18 protein-coding genes are annotated in these 17,181 nt (G+C 34.5%); 16 read left to right on the top strand and 2 right to left on the bottom strand.

Features of this window, described 5'->3' with window-relative positions; genetic code table 11:
• Position 1 precedes the first annotated feature (1 nt).
• Positions 2-670, top strand: coding sequence for a putative ABC transporter permease (locus tag EDD63_RS04165; RefSeq protein WP_134168790.1), 669 nt, complete (start codon positions 2-4; stop codon positions 668-670).
• Between the two features lie 116 nt (positions 671-786).
• Here EDD63_RS04165 and EDD63_RS04160 read toward each other — a convergent pair whose 3' ends face one another.
• Positions 787-1,656 carry a metallophosphoesterase gene (locus EDD63_RS04160; protein ID WP_166667538.1) on the bottom strand — a complete coding sequence of 290 codons (870 nt, stop codon included), beginning with the start codon at positions 1,654-1,656 and terminating at the stop codon, positions 787-789.
• 80 nt (positions 1,657-1,736) lie between these two features.
• Here EDD63_RS04160 and EDD63_RS04155 point away from each other — a divergent pair, with 80 nt between their 5' ends.
• From EDD63_RS04155 to EDD63_RS04105, 11 genes are all read left to right on the top strand, one after another.
• On the top strand, positions 1,737-2,762 hold the full coding sequence (locus tag EDD63_RS04155) for a M15 family metallopeptidase (RefSeq protein WP_134168786.1): 1,026 nt from the start codon (positions 1,737-1,739) through the stop codon (positions 2,760-2,762).
• A gap of 114 nt (positions 2,763-2,876) precedes the next feature.
• A complete protein-coding gene (gene polA / locus EDD63_RS04150) occupies positions 2,877-5,468 on the top strand; it encodes a DNA polymerase I (RefSeq protein WP_134168784.1) in 2,592 nt (863 codons plus the stop codon).
• Positions 5,469-5,477: 9 nt separating this feature from the next.
• Positions 5,478-6,311 (top strand): DNA-formamidopyrimidine glycosylase, encoded by an 834-nt coding sequence (gene mutM, locus EDD63_RS04145; protein ID WP_134168782.1) that lies wholly within the window; start codon positions 5,478-5,480, stop codon positions 6,309-6,311.
• Positions 6,284-6,895 (top strand): dephospho-CoA kinase, encoded by a 612-nt coding sequence (coaE, locus tag EDD63_RS04140; protein ID WP_134168780.1) that lies wholly within the window; start codon positions 6,284-6,286, stop codon positions 6,893-6,895. Before mutM ends, coaE begins: the two co-directional genes overlap by 28 nt.
• Entirely contained in the window at positions 6,882-8,048 is a 1,167-nt protein-coding gene (locus EDD63_RS04135; RefSeq protein ID WP_134168778.1) for a DnaD domain protein, read from the top strand. The genes coaE and EDD63_RS04135 overlap by 14 nt, the downstream gene beginning before the upstream one ends.
• On the top strand, positions 8,035-8,946 hold the full coding sequence (gene zapE / locus EDD63_RS04130) for an AFG1/ZapE family ATPase (RefSeq protein WP_134168776.1): 912 nt from the start codon (positions 8,035-8,037) through the stop codon (positions 8,944-8,946). The genes EDD63_RS04135 and zapE overlap by 14 nt, the downstream gene beginning before the upstream one ends.
• A gap of 68 nt (positions 8,947-9,014) precedes the next feature.
• Positions 9,015-9,977 carry a 6-phosphofructokinase gene (gene pfkA, locus EDD63_RS04125; protein WP_134168774.1) on the top strand — a complete coding sequence of 321 codons (963 nt, stop codon included), beginning with the start codon at positions 9,015-9,017 and terminating at the stop codon, positions 9,975-9,977.
• 16 nt (positions 9,978-9,993) lie between these two features.
• Entirely contained in the window at positions 9,994-11,406 is a 1,413-nt protein-coding gene (pyk, locus tag EDD63_RS04120) for a pyruvate kinase (protein WP_134168772.1), read from the top strand.
• A gap of 126 nt (positions 11,407-11,532) precedes the next feature.
• Complete coding sequence (gene rbr, locus EDD63_RS04115) at positions 11,533-12,099, top strand: rubrerythrin (protein WP_243833732.1); 567 nt, start codon at positions 11,533-11,535, stop codon at positions 12,097-12,099.
• Between the two features lie 93 nt (positions 12,100-12,192).
• On the top strand, positions 12,193-13,578 hold the full coding sequence (locus tag EDD63_RS04110) for a TrkH family potassium uptake protein (RefSeq protein ID WP_134168770.1): 1,386 nt from the start codon (positions 12,193-12,195) through the stop codon (positions 13,576-13,578).
• Positions 13,579-13,585: 7 nt separating this feature from the next.
• On the top strand, positions 13,586-14,248 hold the full coding sequence (locus tag EDD63_RS04105) for a potassium channel family protein (RefSeq protein ID WP_134168768.1): 663 nt from the start codon (positions 13,586-13,588) through the stop codon (positions 14,246-14,248).
• A 50-nt stretch (positions 14,249-14,298) separates the two neighbouring features.
• On the opposite strand, the gene EDD63_RS04100 is transcribed toward EDD63_RS04105, so the two are convergent.
• Positions 14,299-14,547 carry a NifU family protein gene (locus tag EDD63_RS04100; protein ID WP_134168766.1) on the bottom strand — a complete coding sequence of 83 codons (249 nt, stop codon included), beginning with the start codon at positions 14,545-14,547 and terminating at the stop codon, positions 14,299-14,301.
• A 130-nt stretch (positions 14,548-14,677) separates the two neighbouring features.
• Here EDD63_RS04100 and EDD63_RS04095 point away from each other — a divergent pair, with 130 nt between their 5' ends.
• From EDD63_RS04095 to EDD63_RS04080, 4 genes are all read left to right on the top strand, one after another.
• Positions 14,678-15,040 carry a CvfD/Ygs/GSP13 family RNA-binding post-transcriptional regulator gene (locus tag EDD63_RS04095; protein ID WP_134168764.1) on the top strand — a complete coding sequence of 121 codons (363 nt, stop codon included), beginning with the start codon at positions 14,678-14,680 and terminating at the stop codon, positions 15,038-15,040.
• Positions 15,033-16,313, top strand: coding sequence for a glucose-6-phosphate isomerase (locus EDD63_RS04090; protein WP_134168762.1), 1,281 nt, complete (start codon positions 15,033-15,035; stop codon positions 16,311-16,313). Before EDD63_RS04095 ends, EDD63_RS04090 begins: the two co-directional genes overlap by 8 nt.
• Positions 16,313-16,753, top strand: coding sequence for a CpXC domain-containing protein (locus tag EDD63_RS04085; protein WP_166667537.1), 441 nt, complete (start codon positions 16,313-16,315; stop codon positions 16,751-16,753). Before EDD63_RS04090 ends, EDD63_RS04085 begins: the two co-directional genes overlap by 1 nt.
• 87 nt (positions 16,754-16,840) lie before the next feature.
• A complete protein-coding gene (locus EDD63_RS04080; protein ID WP_134168757.1) occupies positions 16,841-17,179 on the top strand; it encodes an ArsR/SmtB family transcription factor in 339 nt (112 codons plus the stop codon).
• The last annotated feature ends 2 nt before the right edge of the window (positions 17,180-17,181 follow it).

Raw genomic sequence — 17,181 nt, 5'->3', positions numbered from 1 at the left:
TATGGAAAAAGTAAAAAAGGTTGAGCGTAGATTTGCAGAAGGATACTGCTTTAAGAAAATATTCTTTCTGTTTCTTATCGGATGCATTGTCGGAACGTATTATGAAGAAATTCTAATGCTGTTTGAAATGCATAAATGGGTGAATCGCAGTGGTTTGATTTATGGACCATTCAATCCAGTATATGGACTTGGATTTATCTTATTTGTTGTGTTGTTAGGGAAAAACTATAAAACACGCCCCTGGTATGTAAATTATCTACTTAGTTGTTTAGTTGGAGGTATTACAGAGTTTGGATTATCTTGGTTTGAAGAAGTAGCATTTCATGCAGAAAGTTGGGATTATACAGGGTATTTTCTAAATATCGGTGGACGAACAACCATTCCATTTATGTTGGTATGGGGACTTGGGGGTATGTTGATTTTGTATGTCATCTATCCGTGGTTATCTTCTTGGATTGAACGAATTCCAGTTCGTATAGGAAATCGTTTGTATCCGATTATCTTAATTTTTATGATTTTGAATATGTGTATATCTTATAGTGCACTATTTCGTTTAGGAATGCGCAATCAAGGAAAACCACCAATGACAATTGTTGGAGAAATGCTTGATACAGTATATCCAGATGAGTTTTTGCATAAAGCATATCCAAACCTTGTTGTAGAAAAGTAAATATAGTAAAGACATCATGTAGCGTGATGTCTTTTTATATGAGAAATTGTTGATATCAATTGTGAAGCGCAAAAAAAGAAGTATTCATCAATACAAATACTTCTTCTTATAAATCTTTATTTTTTTGCATGTGCTAAGCGATACATTACAATTTGAGGGTTAGCAAATACACGCATATCTACATTGCTTGTACCTAAACCGTTAGAAACATGAATCGTTGTTGTACCACGTGTGTGTTTACCTCTTTCATAAGTTTCTGCCCCTTCAATGCTTTTAAATGCACCAAGAATTGGAATTGAGATTTGACCACCATGTGAGTGTCCTGCAAATGCGATACTTACAACATTATCAGGTAACTGGGTATAAATATCTGGTGCATGTGTAAAGCTAACAACAAAACTATCTGCACTCACATTTGTAAATGCTGCTTGGATATTTGGTGAACCACCAAGTAATGAATCGATACCTACTAGGGTAATGCTACTAGTTGAACCATTATGAATCCGAGTGTTTCGATTTGTCATATCTTCAAAGCCAGCATCAAATAGTAAGTTTTGCACCATCGTTTTGGCATCTGTACGATCTAAAGGCATATCTGCTTCACCAAGTACATAAAACTTTCCAAGTGGCGCATCTAGTGAAGATAACAGTTCTTTTACTTTTGCAGTTTGTTCAGGTTGATCGATAAATGAAGCGGGATCACTAAATAAATCTCCACCAAATAAGATGACATCTGGTGCTGCTTTATTAATCTTGTCTATCATATCTTGTAGACGCTCTTCATCAACAAATTCACCATAATGGATATCACTAATGTAAGCTATATTTATTTCGTCCATATCTTCGGGTATCTTAGTAGATGTAATACTTTCATGTTGCACTTGATAGTTTTCAGGTGCAAAATACATGGAATAAAATAACACTCCTGCAAAAGCAATTACAATCACTAATAGGACGATTAGTACTTTTAATAAACGTTCTTTCATAGGCATTATTTTATCACACCGACACTCGAAGTGGAACTATTTATATTGAGATTGACCTAAGATTTGGTATAATGAGTTAGATGAAACTTAAAAGAGGTGTATTGGTACTCGTTTTATGTGCAATGTTTCTAGTGTGTTTTAGCTTATTGGATGATCATTATGACCCGTTTGCTAGATACAAAAGTTACTTTACAAAAGAAAACGAAGATATCATTCGACAAACAATCACAGATACAAATGATATTGATTATATTGTCCAACAAAAAATAAAACCAGAACAGTATATGGAATTCATTCAAGTTCCAGGATTTACTGTGAAAAATATACTATGTTATGAAGCTGCTAAAAATGTACAACCAGCAGATCCAACAGCGATTGTGAATTTTGTGAATACATATCGTCAAGATTATAGCGTTCGTGAATTTGAATTATTAGTCACAAACTATAGCTATGAAAGTCTAGCAAGTTATTTTGACAATGGATATTTGTATTTCAAAGATAGCAATCTTGTATTAGATGCAGCAGATCCTATGCTTCTATTGAAAGACAAACATATTGTGATTAACTATGTACCAAAGAATTTAGTTGGTGTTGATTTCTCAATTATTGGTTCAGCAAGTATTGTAGCTGGGGAAGAACAAGTTAAAGTGCGTGATGAAGTTATTGAACCCTTACGTGAAATGATGGCAGCATTTGTTAAAGCAGAACCAAGCAATGCAGGAAAACTATTACTTACAAGTGGATATGTATCGTATACAGATCAAATTGAGTTATGGAAAAATGCACAAATCCAATATGGAACAGTTGATTTTAAACGATATAGTGATTATCCAGGTCAAAGTGAAAGTCAATTAGGATTTACAATTACATTAAAGATTGTTGGAAAAGATAAATTAGAAGATATTGAAAGTTCTGAGGAATACAAATGGTTAGTTGAACATGCACACGAGTATGGATTTACTTTCCGTTATCCAAAGGATAAAGAAAGTATGACTGGTAAAGCCTACCAACCATTAACATTACGTTATGTTGGAAAGAGTAATGCTGAAGATCTTCATGATGCAAAAAAAGTCTTAGAAGAAATCAAAACAAAAGAGCTTGATTAGCCTTTTGTTTTTTCTTTGCCAAAAATCAAAAGATAACGAAGTATTATCGGAATTGTTTTTATAACGAGTCGAGCAAGTTTGTGGTATGATTAACAAGTATGGAGCGTGATATATATGAGCTGTGAAATTTTATTAATTGATGGAAATTCAATGTTATTTAGAGCCTACTATGCAACTTTGTATAGTGGAGCAAGAATGAGTACATCTAGTGGGGTCTCAACAAATGCAGTATATGGATTTGTGAACATGATCAATAAAGCAATTGCAACAATTGAACCTGACTATGTAATGGTTGCTTGGGATAGTGGGAAACCGACATTTAGACATGAAGCATATGAAGCATATAAAGGTACACGAAAAGAATTGGATCCTGAATTAAAGGTACAATTTCCAATTGTTCGTGAGTTTTTGGATGCATATGGAATTTTCCGTTATGAAGAAGATGGAATTGAAGCAGACGATATCATTGGTTCACTAGCAAAACATTATAAGGATCATAAAGTTGTAATTCTTACAAGTGATCAAGATTTACTACAATGTATTGATGATACAACATCTGTAATGCTTATGAAAAAAGGAATTACAGAGATGGAAGTAGTTGATACCAAAAAACTAGAAGAACTAAAACAAGTACGTCCAAAGCAAATCATCGATTTAAAAGGATTGATGGGGGATAGTGCAGACAATATTCCTGGAGTAAAAGGGGTTGGAGAAAAAACAGCCACAAAACTATTATTAGAATATGATTCACTTGAAGGTGTATACGATAATATTGACAAGATTAAGGGAAAACTAAAAGAAAAGCTAGAAATGGACAAAGATAATGCTTTTATGTCAAAACAACTAGCTACAATTAAAACAGATTGTACAGTACCTGTTGAACTGGATCAATTGAAGTATGAAGCAAATGTGCCAGCATTAAATGATTTCTACACGAAATATGAAATGCGCTCATTTATGAAAAACATTACAGTGAAACCAACAAAAACAAATATCGAAGTAAAAGAAGTTGAAGCATTACCAAAAGCACTAGTAAATGAAAAAGAAATTTACATGGTATTTGATTATGACAATCAACCATTTTATGATGCACAATTATATGGAGTGCTTGTTGCTAGTGATACAACAGCATATTATCTAGCCAAAGAATATATGTTAATGGATAGTGTACTAGCTACTTTGTTGACTAGTGATTTAACAAAGATCACCAACAACGCAAAAGAAGCGTATCATTTATTAGATCATGCAGGTTTATCCTACACAGATTTTAGTTTTGATGTACAAATTGCTGCATTTTTATGCGACAACTATATCAATGATGAAAAGCAGTTAGCATTTAAATACAATTATCAATTTGAAAAGACAAAAGATGATGTATATGGAAAATCAACATCACCAAAACTTGCAGATCCTGACCAACGTTTAACATATGTTGGAGATCAAATGTATATCGTGCAAGACTTGTATCCAAAACTAACTGAAGAATTAAAAGAAAAAGAGATGGACCATCTATTTATCGAAATGGAAATGCCATTGACACGTATTTTGTTTAACATGGAAAAGCAAGGTGTGCGCACATCACAAGATGTACTTGAAGAAATTCATGGAAAGACACAAGTGATTTTACAAGCATTAGAAAAAGAAATTCATACACTTGCAGGTGTCACATTTAATGTAAACTCACCAAAGCAACTTGCAGAGGTCTTATTTGATACTTTAGGTTTAAAAAGTAATAAGAAACGTAGTACAGCGATTGATGTGTTAGAGAAATTACGTCATACACATCCAATTATTGATAAATTAATTGAATATCGTAAATACCAAAAAATTGACTCAACTTATGCAGTAGGACTACAAAAACACATTCGTAAGGATGGAAAGATTCATACCTTATATCATCAAAGTTTAACGCAAACTGGACGCTTATCTTCAAGTAATCCAAACTTGCAAAACTTAAGTGTACGCGATGAAGAGTCACGTGAAGTACGTCGTGCCTTTATTCCTAGTGAAGGATGTATGTTATATGCAGCAGATTATAGTCAAATTGAACTTCGTGTACTTGCGCATATGGCAAATGAAAAACAAATGATTGATGCCTTTACACATGGTATTGATATTCATACAAAAACAGCGATGTTGATTTTCAATGTTGATAAAGATGAAGTGACTTCAGCAATGCGTCGTCAAGCAAAAACTGTTAACTTTGGAATGGTGTATGGACAAACGCAATACGGATTATCAAGTGAATTAAACATTGATATGAATACAGCGAAAGACTTTATGGATGGATATTTCCGTTCATATCCGCAAATTAAAGCATTCATGGATGAGACAATTGATTTTGCTAAAGAGCATGGATATGTAAAAACGATGTTTAATCGTCGTAGAATTATTAAAGAAATTAATGATAAAAACTATATGACACGTGAGTTTGGAAAACGTGCTGCTATGAATGCACCAATTCAAGGTAGTGCTGCAGATTTAATTAAACTTGCGATGATTCATGTGACAAAAGCTATGGAAGAAAAACAGTGTAAGAGTAAACTGATCTTACAAATTCATGATGAGTTAGTTTTTGATGTTCCAACAGATGAAATGGACATGATGGAACAACTTGTTAAAGATGCAATGGAACATGTTGCAAAACTACAAGTACCATTAGTTATTGATGCAAACTTTGCAGATAATTACTTAGATAGTAAATAGGAAGATAATATGCCAGAATTACCAGAAGTAGAAACGGTTCTAAGAACTTTAGAACATCAAATCAAAGGAAATGAAATCGTACATATTGAAGTACGTTATGCAAAAATGATCGATGCGATAGATGCACAAGAATTCACAAAGTTACTTGTGCATCAACATTTCATTGATTTTTCGCGTGTTGGAAAATATTTAATCTTTGGTATGAATGATGTAAATTTGGTAGTTCATTTACGGATGGAAGGAAAATTCTATATTTATCAAAAAGATGAAGATCCATATAGTAAGCATGCACATATTATTTTCATGCTTGATGATGGTAGAAAACTTGTCTACCATGATGTTCGTAAATTCGGTCGGATGTATGTATACGATAAAGATGTAATTCTTTATGAACAAAAAGCATTCCAGCATGTTGGTTATGATGCATTTGATTCACATGTTGATGCAAATTACTTATACCAACAAGCAAAGAGAAGAAAAACAACATTGAAACAGTTCCTACTTGATCAAAGTGTGATGGCAGGAGTAGGGAATATTTATGCAGATGAAATTGCTTTTCGATCAAAACTTCATCCAGAAACGAAAATCTATCATCTAACAAAAAAAGATTTCGAAATGATTTTAGAAAATACACGTATTATTTTACAAGGTGCCATTAAAGCTGGAGGAACGACGATTCGTTCGTATACATCTTCTTTAGGCGTAGATGGGAAATTCCAATTACAATTAAAAGTCCATATGAAAAAAGGGGAAGCTTGCCCAACTTGTGGAAATTCGATTGATAAAATTGTAGTTGGTGGTAGGGGGACGTATGTATGTCGTACGTGTCAAAAACGCAAATGAGAAAAGTTGTCATTAGTGGAACCATTGGTTCAGGAAAAACGTATATTTCCAATATATTGAAAGAGCGAGGTGTGCCTGTGCTTTGTCTAGATGAAGTGGCTGCACATATTCGTGATACACAAGCAAAAGCTGAAATTGTTGAAGCTTTTGGGCAAGACATTCTAACAAATGATGAAATTGATCGAAAAAAATTAGGAAACATTGTGTTTGCTAGCAAACAAGCAAAAAGACAATTGGAAAGTTTCATTCATCCAAAAGTATTAGTTGAAATGCAAGCATTCTTTAAAAAACATACACATGCACCTATTTGTGTAGTTGAAGTAGCAAATGTCCATGAATTTGGTTGGGAAGTCTATTTTGATGAAGTATGGATTGTGACTTGTGATGATGCAGTTGCTATTGAACGATTGATGAAACAAAGAGGATATTCAAAAGAATATGCAAATACAGTATTGAGTGCACAAAAGAAGTTTATGCCCAATACTCAACAAGTAAGTGCATATATATACAACAATCCAGGTGATGATGTATTTTGTCAATTGGATGAATTATTAGAAAGTAGAGGTAGTTATGACATTACGTGAAGATAGTAAATTGCAAATCGAGATCCATGGCAAAATCGAACGACGTGATTACCATGTTTTAACTATGCTTTATTATCCTTTGATTCATGAAAGCGCGTATTTGTTGTATGAAATGATGGCAGCTTTAGCTGATGAAAAGATGAGTTTTGATAATCATTTAATCTTAGTTAAAGTAAGTGGTTTAAGCATTGAAGTTATTGAGCGTGAACGTAAAGTACTTGAAAAATATCAATTACTAAAAACATACTATTCGCAAAAACTAGATCGATACATTTATGAACTATATCCACCAAAAAAACCAACAGAGTTTTTGGAACATGAAGTATTTGGACGTATGTATCTAGATTTACTAGGAGAACAAGTCTTTCGCTTTCAAAAACAAGCCTTCTTACAAGAAAGCTTACGTAAGCAAGAATATGAAGATATCTCTGAATGTATTAGTGATGTAATTCGAGAAGGTTGGAATGAACACTTTGAAAATACCTTTAGTCAAATGCAAGAAGAAATTCAAGAACAACGGGATGGCAGTGAAATTATCTTCAACTATGATGCATTCTTGTTGAATTTTAAAAATGTATGGCCACCAAAGAAGCGTTCTGCTAAACTATTAAAGGAAATTGGACGTGTTGCTACACTATATGGAATTCATCCGCAAACGATGCGTGGAATCGTCTCACGTTCACTTGATAAAGATGGAAACCTTGATGTAGAAGCGATGCGTAAGCGTGCTGCAAATAGTAAAGCAAAATACGAAACAGATGAGGTAAACATCTACAAGTGGCCACCTGTTCGATTCCTACAAAATAAACAAAAGGGTGTTGAGGTAAGTCGTTATGATCGTGAAACGATTCGTATTTTATTAGAAGAGTATAAATTACACCCAGAGGTTGTTAATGTGCTTATCGATTATGTGTTGCAAAAAGCAAATCAGAGATTCCCACGGAATTTCGTAGAGAGTGTTGCTGGTTCTTGGTTACGTAGTAATATTGAAACCTACGAACAAGCAGTTGCATATATGCATAATCCAACAAAAACAACTAAAGATGAAAAAGTATTAATCTCATATGATGAGGAAGATACAATGAGTGAAGATGAACGTCAACGCTTGATTGAAGAAATACGACAAAGGAGGTTAGCAAATGGAGAAAGTTAGTTTTCAATTAAAAGAAGATGAACTACAACGCAAAGAACGTGAGTTTCTAGCACAAAGTTTAATTAAAGATGAACGAATTCAACGCTTTCTTGCAACATATAAAGTCGACTATGAGTTTGTTTTACAAAATGCATATACACTAAAAGATTATGTTGCTCGACTTGACCAATGTCGTGATTGTGTAGGCTTAAGTCACTGTAAACAGCCAAATACAGGCTATTTGCTTGAAGTAAGTGCAAATGATGGTATATTAGACTATGAGTATGTAGCATGTCGTTATGAAAGCAAAATTGAACGTCAAACTGCACACCAAAACAAGTTAATTTACAATGATATGTCAATTGAACAAATGGGATATCGTTTTACCAATATCGATATTGCAAACGAAAGTGGACCATATTTAGCAGTTGCTAATTATGTCGAACGTCGAAGCACGATCAGTGATCCACAAGGATTTTATCTAAGTGGTTTACCAGGTGTTGGAAAAACCTATTTGATGTGTTGTTTTATCAATGAAATGGCAACTAGAGGAAAGCGCTGTGCATTTGTGCATGTGCCAACACTGATTGCGAATTTAAAAACATTGATGAATACACCGCATGGATATGGACATGTGATTGAGAAATTAAAAAAAGTAGAGGTCTTAGCACTTGATGATATTGCTGGAGAAAGTGCATCATCTTGGTCGCGAGACGATATCCTGTTGCCAATATTAAATGAGCGAATGGAAGCACATCGCTTAACGATATTCACAAGTAATTGTGCGATGGATAAACTCGAAGAATTCTATAGTTTAGGTAAGAAATCAGTCAATAATGAGCTCGGTGCTTTGCGAATTAGTGAGCGAATTAAGATGTTGGCTGAGGAAAAAGTCGTGAAAGGTAAAAATCGCCGATAGATACACTAGATATTATTGAAGATAAGTGGTATATTAGTAGTGATTTTTAATCAGTGGGGAGTGCAATTATGGTAAAAAGAATTGGCGTACTCACATCTGGTGGTGATGCACCAGGAATGAATGCTGCGATTCGTGCAGTCACAAGAGTTGCAACGAATATCGGTATTGAAGTCTACGGAATTTATGATGGATACCGCGGAATGGTGGAAGGAAAAATCCAACCACTTACACGTCGTGATGTATCTGACATACTTGACCGTGGAGGAACAATGCTGGGGTCTGCAAGACTTCCTGAGTTCAAAAGCCTCGAAGTGAGAGAAAAAGCTGTCGAGCAGCTTAAAAAATTCGGAATTGAAGCAGTAGTTGTCATCGGTGGGGATGGTAGTTACAGAGGAGCTTTAGCCTTGACCGAAATGGGTATTAACTGTATCGGTCTACCTGGGACAATCGACAATGATATTTCCAGTACGGATGAAACCATCGGGTTTAATACCGCACTAACGACCATTGTTGATGCCGTCGATAAGTTACGTGACACATCAAGTTCACACCATCGTTGTTCTGTTGTCGAAGTTATGGGAAACCGTTGTGGTGACCTTGCATTATTTGCAGGGATTTCTACAGGTGCGGAAATTGTCATAACTAGTGAAACAGGATTTGATGAAGGTGAAGTGTTAGACCGCTTGCGTGAGTTTGATGTTGTGAAGAAGAAAAACCATGCATTGGTAATTATCTCTGAGAAAATTACAGATGTAGAAGTTTTTGCGCGTAAGGTCTCACAACATACCGGATTTTCTGGTAGGGCAACTATTCTTGGGCACGTTCAACGTGGAGGATCTCCTGTACCTGCTGATCGTATTTTAGCATCTCGCATGGGTGAGAAAGCTGTCGATCTACTGATGCAAGGTATTGGTGGTCAGTGCGTTGGGACGCAATCAGGTAATATTGTTGGTGTACCGATTGAAGAAGCACTTAACATGCCAGCAAAATCAAGAAAAGAATTACAAAATTTATTCGATCGTTTAGTATAAGGTGAGGTAAGAAAAAATGAAAAAGACGAAAATTATTTGTACGATTGGACCGGCTACAGAAAGTCCAGAAATGCTTAAAAAACTAGTAGAGACAGGAATGAACATTTCACGTTTAAACTTCTCTCATGGTGATTATGAAGAACACGGAAACAGAATTAAAAACATCCGTAAAGTAAACGAAGAATTAGATTCAAATATCGGAATCTTATTGGATACAAAAGGACCAGAAATTCGTTTAGGAGATTTCAAAAATGGTCAAGAAAGCTACAAAGCAGGAGATATCGTAACACTTGTTCGTGAACCGATTTTAGGAACACACGACCGTGTACATGTACAATGTCCAGAAGTATTTGATGATGTTCAAGAAGGTGGAACATTCTTAATCGATGATGGAAAAGTACGTTTAACAATTCTTGAAAAAAAAGATGGAGAATTGGTTTGTCGTGTAGAAAACCCTGGAGTACTTAAAAGCAAAAAAGGATGTAACGTTCCAAATGTTAAATTAAGTATGCCATTCGTATCTGAAAAAGATGCTAACGACATTCGTTTTGGATGTAAAAACAAAGTGGATTACATTGCTGCATCATTTACACGTCGTAAAGATGACATCATGGACATCCGTAAAATCTTAAAAGAAGAAGGTCAAGAAGACATTCATATTATTGCTAAGATTGAAAACCAAGAAGGATATGACAACTTGGATGAAATCTTACAAGTTGCTGATGGAATCATGGTTGCTCGTGGTGACCTTGGAGTCGATGTAAGCTTTGAGAAAGTTCCTATTTACCAAAAAGAAATGATTAAAAGAGCAAACGCATACGGAAAACCAGTTGTTACTGCAACACACATGTTAGAATCAATGCAACAAAATCCACGTCCAACACGTGCTGAAGCAAGTGATGTTGCCAATGCTGTATTGGATGGAACTGATGCAATTATGCTTTCAGGAGAAAGTGCTGTTGGTATGTACCCAATTGAAGCTGTACAAACAATGGTTACAATTTCTGAAGGTATGGAAGCAATTTTACCTTACCGTGAAAAATTACGTACTTCAATTAGTACTTCTAAACGTACAAAATCTGATGCTATTGGTATTGCCGTAGCAGATACAGTACTTGCAATGGATATTGCAGCAATCGTATGTTTCACATCAAGTGGAACAAGTGCTAGACGTATTTCTAAATTCCGTCCAGATTGCCCAATTTTAGCTGCAACATTCGACGAAAGAACTCGTCATGCATTAACAATCAACTGGGGTGTAAACGCTATGGTTGTTGATAAAGTAAATAACTTAGATAACGAATCAGAATTAGCAAGTGATGTTGCTAAAGAATTCGGATGCAAAAAAGGTGATACAATCATCGTTGTTGCTGGATATCCACATGGATCAGGAGCAACAAACTCAATGCGTATTATCGAAGTTGAATAATTCATTTTAATTGAATGAGGACTCTATAATGGGTTCTCATTTTTTTTACACTCTTCGTGTGCGTCATACTTGATAGTATATATATAAAGTGTTTTAATTAAGATAACATATAGGAGGAACGGAAATATGAAAATAGCAGAAATGTCTGATCTTAAAAAGTTGAAAGGAACCAAAACGGAAGAAAACTTACAAACAGCGTTTGCAGGGGAATCTAAAGCATCAATTAAATATACATTCTATGCTTCAAAAGCAAAGAGTGATGGATATGTGCAAATTCAAAATATCTTTAATGAAACTGCACACAATGAACATGAACATGCGAAAGTTTGGTTTAAAATGTTACATGATGGTGCTGTAAAAGATACAGCATGGAACTTGAAAGATGCTGCCGCTGGTGAAAACTACGAGTGGACAGACATGTATAAAGGATTTGCCGAAACAGCAGATGCGGAAGGATTGCACCAAATCGCTGAACGATTTAGAAGTGTTGGTGACATTGAAAAACGTCACGAAGAACGTTACTTAGAGTTACTTAAAAATGTAGAAGAAAACACAGTATTCAGTAAATCTGAAGAAAAAGTTTGGATTTGTACAAACTGTGGACATATTACAGTTGGAAAAGAAGCTCCAGAAATTTGCCCAACATGTGATCACCCACGTGCTCACTACGAAATTTTTGAAGAAGAATTCTAAGCTAGTACAACAATAAAGCGACACGATGTCGCTTTTTTTAAATATGGCTCAACTATGGTTGTATAAAAACTGGGAAGGGGTATAATATATTTTATGAAACATAAATTATATAAGATTGTGACTATGTCTGGACTATCTCCAACAAAGAAAATTGCAATTAGTTTCTTTGTGGTTATTTTCATAGGCGCATGTTTATTAACACTGCCAATTGCAAATCAACCAGGTACAAGTATTACTTTCATTGATGCACTTTTTACTGCAACAAGTGCAGTTTGTGTAACTGGTTTAGTTGTCTATTTTCCAGCCGTACAGTTAACGGTATTTGGACAAGTTGTACTTATGCTACTCATTCAAATTGGTGGTTTAGGATTAATGACTTTAGTTGCAACTATTCATTTAGGATTAAAGAATCGCTTGTCAGTACAAAACAAAGTCGCAATGAGAGAAGCACTTGGTCAAAAACAAGTCGTAAACTACAAAGCATATCTATTTCGTATTGTGAAATATACATTTAGTTTTGAACTTGTTGGTGCTTTACTACTTGCATTTGTGTTTGTTCCTGAACAAGGAATTGTACGAGGTTTATTTTGGTCTATATTCACAGCTATCTCAGCTTTCTGTAATGCAGGATTTGACCTTGTAGGAACTGTCAATTTAGCACCATATGTAAGTCAACCATTAGTCAATCTTGTTGTTATGGGACTTATTATTAGTGGGGGACTTGGTTTTATCGTGTACTTTGATGTTCGTGATAAAATGCATTTGCTAACAAAACAACATATTCCATTTAAACAATTCATAAAGCGTTTAAATCTACAAACAAAACTTGTTTTTATTATGACAATTATCTTAATTTTTGTGCCTGCACTATTTATTTTCATTAATGAATACAACAATCCAAATACACTAGGAGCACTTAGTTTTGATGGAAAGATATCTGCTTCGTTATTTAACTCAGTTACACTACGTACGGCAGGTTTTTCAACGATTGATTATACTAAAATCTATGAACCAACCGCATTTATGATGATTGTGACAATGTTTATCGGAGGATCTCCTGGAGGTACTGCCGGTGGTATTAAAACGACAACGTTTGCAGTTATTGCAATCTTTGTTATTCGCAGTTTAAGAGGACATACAAAAACAAGTGTCTTCCATCGAACACTTTCCTTACAAACGGTTGCCAGTGCACTAAATGTATTCACACTTAATTTCTTATTTCTTTTTACTGGGATAATGATATTATCATCAGCAACCGATTTTAGTTTACTAGCCATTATGTTTGAAGCAGTATCTGCAATGGCAACAGTGGGCTTGAGTTTAGGAATTACAGCAAGTTTACCAATTTTAGGAAAACTGATAATTATTACTTTGATGTATGTAGGTAGAATTGGTATTATCACATTCTTGTCTTCTATTATTAGAGAAGATAAACATAAAGATATCGAATACGCTGAAGGGCGTTTGATGATCGGATAGGAGCTATATGGAAAAGAAAATTAAACAAGTAGCAGTATTAGGACTTGGTGTCTTTGGATCGACTGTCGCAAAAACGTTAAGTAATCACGGAATTGAAGTTATTGCAATTGATCGTGACCAGGAAGCAGTTGAACGACTTGAAGACATTGTCTCAGTTGCAATTCGTGAAGATATTACAGATTTAGATGCACTTACAGCTGCAGGAGTAGCAGATTGCGATGTAGCAGTAATTGCTGTTGGTACACAACTAGAAGTAAGCGTTATGAGCTTATTAAACTGTTTAGAACTTGGTGTGCCTCAGGTAATAGCAAAAGCAAAAAATAAACGCTTTGAAATGGTGTTACGCAAAGTAGGTGCACATAAAGTTATTCGCCCAGAAAAAGCGATGGGGACACTTACTGCAAACTTACTCATCAATAATGATATCGTCAATCAAATTAGTCTTGATGAAGAATATTCAATCGTTGAAATCAAAGTACCAAATCACTGGGTTGGTAAGTCATTAGTTGATTTAGATTTACGCAACAAACTAGGTGTTAATGTACTAGGAATTCGTAAGTTTCATGAAAAACTAAACATTACACCAGATCCTTCATATATTCTTGAAGCTGATGATCGACTTGTTGTGATTGCACACATTAATGTGATTCAAAATTTAGATTTAATTTAAGAAGTCATTTGACTTCTTTTATTGTACAAAAAAAGCAACCTTTCGGTTGCTTAGAAATGCATTTCTGTTTGTTCAACTTGAACTTCATTAACGCCTTCAACTTCGTCTTTTAGCATTGCTTCAATACCAAATGTAATTGTATCATCAAGGGCTAAACAGTCCATACAAGCACCTGACATTTTGACATATACTACGCCGTCTTCAAATTTCGAAAATTCAACGTCTCCACCATCTCTTTGGATGTAAGGACGCATTTTATTGATAACAGCAATAATCTCTTCTTCTTTTTTAGTTGCCATACTATACACCTCTTTATCTACTGAGATGTATTATAGCATGTTTTATAAAAAATAATAGAGGTTTGCTTTCTATTCCTTATTTTTTTGTGAGTTGTTTGTGATATAATGTTTCTCATAGGAGGTAACGCTATTGTATCAAGTAGGAGATGTAGTTGAAGGGGTAATCACAGGAATTCAACCATATGGGGCATTTGTAAGAATTGATGACAATCACAATGGTCTACTTCATATATCTGAAGTTTCAGACGATTATATTCACGATATTCGTCAGTATTTACAAATGGAAGAAATACTACAGGTGAAGATTCTTGACTTAGGAGAGGATGATCACCATTTTAAACTATCCTTAAAGGCTTTGCGCAAAGAAGGAGGACGATATCGTCGTTCGAATGTGCAAAAACTTTTACCGGAACATAAATTAGGTTTTCGTACATTGGAAGAAAAACTTCCTATTTGGATCAAAGAAACGTTACAGGAGGAAAATGATGATTAAATTAAACACAGACCACGCGTTTTTAAATGAAGATATTGCTTCATACCAAGGACAAGTGAATGAACTTCATGATGCAATCATGAACAAAACAGCAAAAGGAAATGACTTTTTAGGATGGGTTGACTGGTGCAACAACTATGATAAAGACGAATTCGCTCGCATCAAAAAAGATGCAGCATATGTTCGTGAAAACTGTGAAGTTTACTTAGTTTGTGGTATTGGTGGTTCATACTTAGGAGCACGTGCTGCAATCGAAATGATTAACGGATTATATGGTAAAGATAAATATAAACCTGAAATTATTTTCTGTGGAAACACATTCTCAAGTACATATACAAAACAAGTGTTAGACTATATTGCTGATAAAGAAGTAATGATTAACGTTATTTCTAAATCAGGAACAACAACTGAAACATCATTAGCGTTCCGTTTATTTAAACAATTTATCGAAAAGAAATACGGAAAAGATGAAGCAAAAAAACGTATCATTGCGACAACAGATGGAACAAAAGGTACACTATTTGATTTAGCAACAAAAGAAGGTTACACGAAATACGTAATTCCTAATGATATCGGAGGACGTTTCTCAGTAATTACACCTGTTGGATTATTACCAATTGCTGTTGCTGGAATTGATATCGATGCATTAATGCAAGGGGTAACTGATGCATTTAATGACTTTGATACAGCAGATTTATCAAAGAATCCTGCATATGCGTATGCAGTAGCTCGTCGTATTCTACAAAACCAAGGTAAAAATGTCGAAATGTTTATTACTTACGACTTACAAACAACGATGTTAGCTGAATGGTGGAAACAACTGTTCGGTGAATCAGAAGGCAAGAACGGAAAAGGTATTTTCCCAGCTGCTGGAACATTCTCAACAGATTTACACTCAATGGGGCAATTTGTTCAAGATGGATTGAAGATTGTATTTGAAACATTAGTTTTATTTAAAAATCCAACTGAAGATGTTATTTTCCCTGAAGATGCAGATAACTTAGATAACATGAACTATCTTGCTGGAAAATCTCTTGATTGGGTAAATAAAATGGCAATGCAAGGTACACTTGAAGCACACGAAGTTGAAGGAAATGTTCCTAACTTATTAATCGAAGTTGAAGATATGAGTTCACACTCATTTGGATACCTTGTATACTTCTTCTTTAGAGCAGTTGCAATGTCTGTGTTGATGTTAGATGAAAACCCATTTGATCAACCAGGGGTTGAAGTATATAAGAAAAACATGTTTAGACTATTAGGAAAAAAATAGTGCAAGAAAAACTGTTTCAACTTGTATGTCCTACATGTAAACAGGAATTTTACATAAAGCGTGATACGATCATCAATCATGAAATCGATGAAAATCTTGTACCTTTAGTAACAAATCGAAGCTTATTTGTCCATACATGTGAAAATTGTAAAACAACCTTTCCATTAGATTATCCAGTATTGTATTATTTTCCTAAACAACGGATGTATATTGGATATCAATTAAAGGGTGAGGGAAGTATTACTTCAACATACATAGAAGCAAGTACAATGGATATGTTTGTTGAATATGTACATATACTACAAGATGGAATTGACTTAGAAGCAATATTACCATTAAAGGATGGAGTGCTTAAAGGCTATACATATGATGGCAAAGATGATCATCAACTGTTCTTTCGTAAAGAAGAACAACTTATATGTTTGAAAAGGCGGGATTAATTTCTCGCTTTTTTAGTGCAAATACTTGAAATACTTGAAAAACAGTATATAATGAACATATGAACAAACGTTCATATGAGGTAAGAGATGGAAAATAGAAAAGCAGATGAATGTCAACATACACAATTTCAAAGAGTCGATGAATTAGATGCTGTAGAAGCAGAAGAACTTGCTATCTTTTTTAAGATGTATGCAGATGCAACAAGACTAAAGATTTTACATGTTTTATTCAAAGGTGAGATGTGTGTGCAATGTATTGCCGATGAATTAGAAATGTCGCAAAGTGCAATATCACATCAACTTGCAATTTTAAAAAGAAATCGAATCATTAAATCGCGTAGAGATAAGAAAAACATGTTTTATTCATTAGATGATCGACACATTGAACTTATCTTTAATGCAGCATATGAACATATGAAGGAGTAGAA

It is taken from the genome of Breznakia blatticola (assembly GCF_004365815.1).
GTDB classification, from domain to species: domain Bacteria; phylum Bacillota_I; class Bacilli_A; order Erysipelotrichales; family Erysipelotrichaceae; genus Breznakia; species Breznakia blatticola.
This window is presented reverse-complemented; position numbering and strand designations above follow the sequence as displayed.

What these genes read in the sequence shown, in the direction of transcription:
- EDD63_RS04110 (WP_134168770.1), top strand. Translation starts at nt 12,193, where the DNA reads ATGAAACATAAATTATATAAGATTGTGACTATGTCTGGACTATCTCCA.
- EDD63_RS04160 (WP_166667538.1), bottom strand. Translation starts at nt 1,656, where the DNA reads ATGAAAGAACGTTTATTAAAAGTACTAATCGTCCTATTAGTGATTGTA.
- coaE (WP_134168780.1), top strand. Translation starts at nt 6,284, where the DNA reads ATGTCGTACGTGTCAAAAACGCAAATGAGAAAAGTTGTCATTAGTGGA.
- zapE (WP_134168776.1), top strand. Translation starts at nt 8,035, where the DNA reads ATGGAGAAAGTTAGTTTTCAATTAAAAGAAGATGAACTACAACGCAAA.
- EDD63_RS04105 (WP_134168768.1), top strand. Translation starts at nt 13,586, where the DNA reads ATGGAAAAGAAAATTAAACAAGTAGCAGTATTAGGACTTGGTGTCTTT.
- pfkA (WP_134168774.1), top strand. Translation starts at nt 9,015, where the DNA reads ATGGTAAAAAGAATTGGCGTACTCACATCTGGTGGTGATGCACCAGGA.
- rbr (WP_243833732.1), top strand. Translation starts at nt 11,533, where the DNA reads ATGAAAATAGCAGAAATGTCTGATCTTAAAAAGTTGAAAGGAACCAAA.
- EDD63_RS04080 (WP_134168757.1), top strand. Translation starts at nt 16,841, where the DNA reads ATGGAAAATAGAAAAGCAGATGAATGTCAACATACACAATTTCAAAGA.
- EDD63_RS04090 (WP_134168762.1), top strand. Translation starts at nt 15,033, where the DNA reads ATGATTAAATTAAACACAGACCACGCGTTTTTAAATGAAGATATTGCT.
- EDD63_RS04135 (WP_134168778.1), top strand. Translation starts at nt 6,882, where the DNA reads ATGACATTACGTGAAGATAGTAAATTGCAAATCGAGATCCATGGCAAA.
- mutM (WP_134168782.1), top strand. Translation starts at nt 5,478, where the DNA reads ATGCCAGAATTACCAGAAGTAGAAACGGTTCTAAGAACTTTAGAACAT.
- pyk (WP_134168772.1), top strand. Translation starts at nt 9,994, where the DNA reads ATGAAAAAGACGAAAATTATTTGTACGATTGGACCGGCTACAGAAAGT.
- polA (WP_134168784.1), top strand. Translation starts at nt 2,877, where the DNA reads ATGAGCTGTGAAATTTTATTAATTGATGGAAATTCAATGTTATTTAGA.
- EDD63_RS04165 (WP_134168790.1), top strand. Translation starts at nt 2, where the DNA reads ATGGAAAAAGTAAAAAAGGTTGAGCGTAGATTTGCAGAAGGATACTGC.
- EDD63_RS04100 (WP_134168766.1), bottom strand. Translation starts at nt 14,547, where the DNA reads ATGGCAACTAAAAAAGAAGAAGAGATTATTGCTGTTATCAATAAAATG.
- EDD63_RS04155 (WP_134168786.1), top strand. Translation starts at nt 1,737, where the DNA reads ATGAAACTTAAAAGAGGTGTATTGGTACTCGTTTTATGTGCAATGTTT.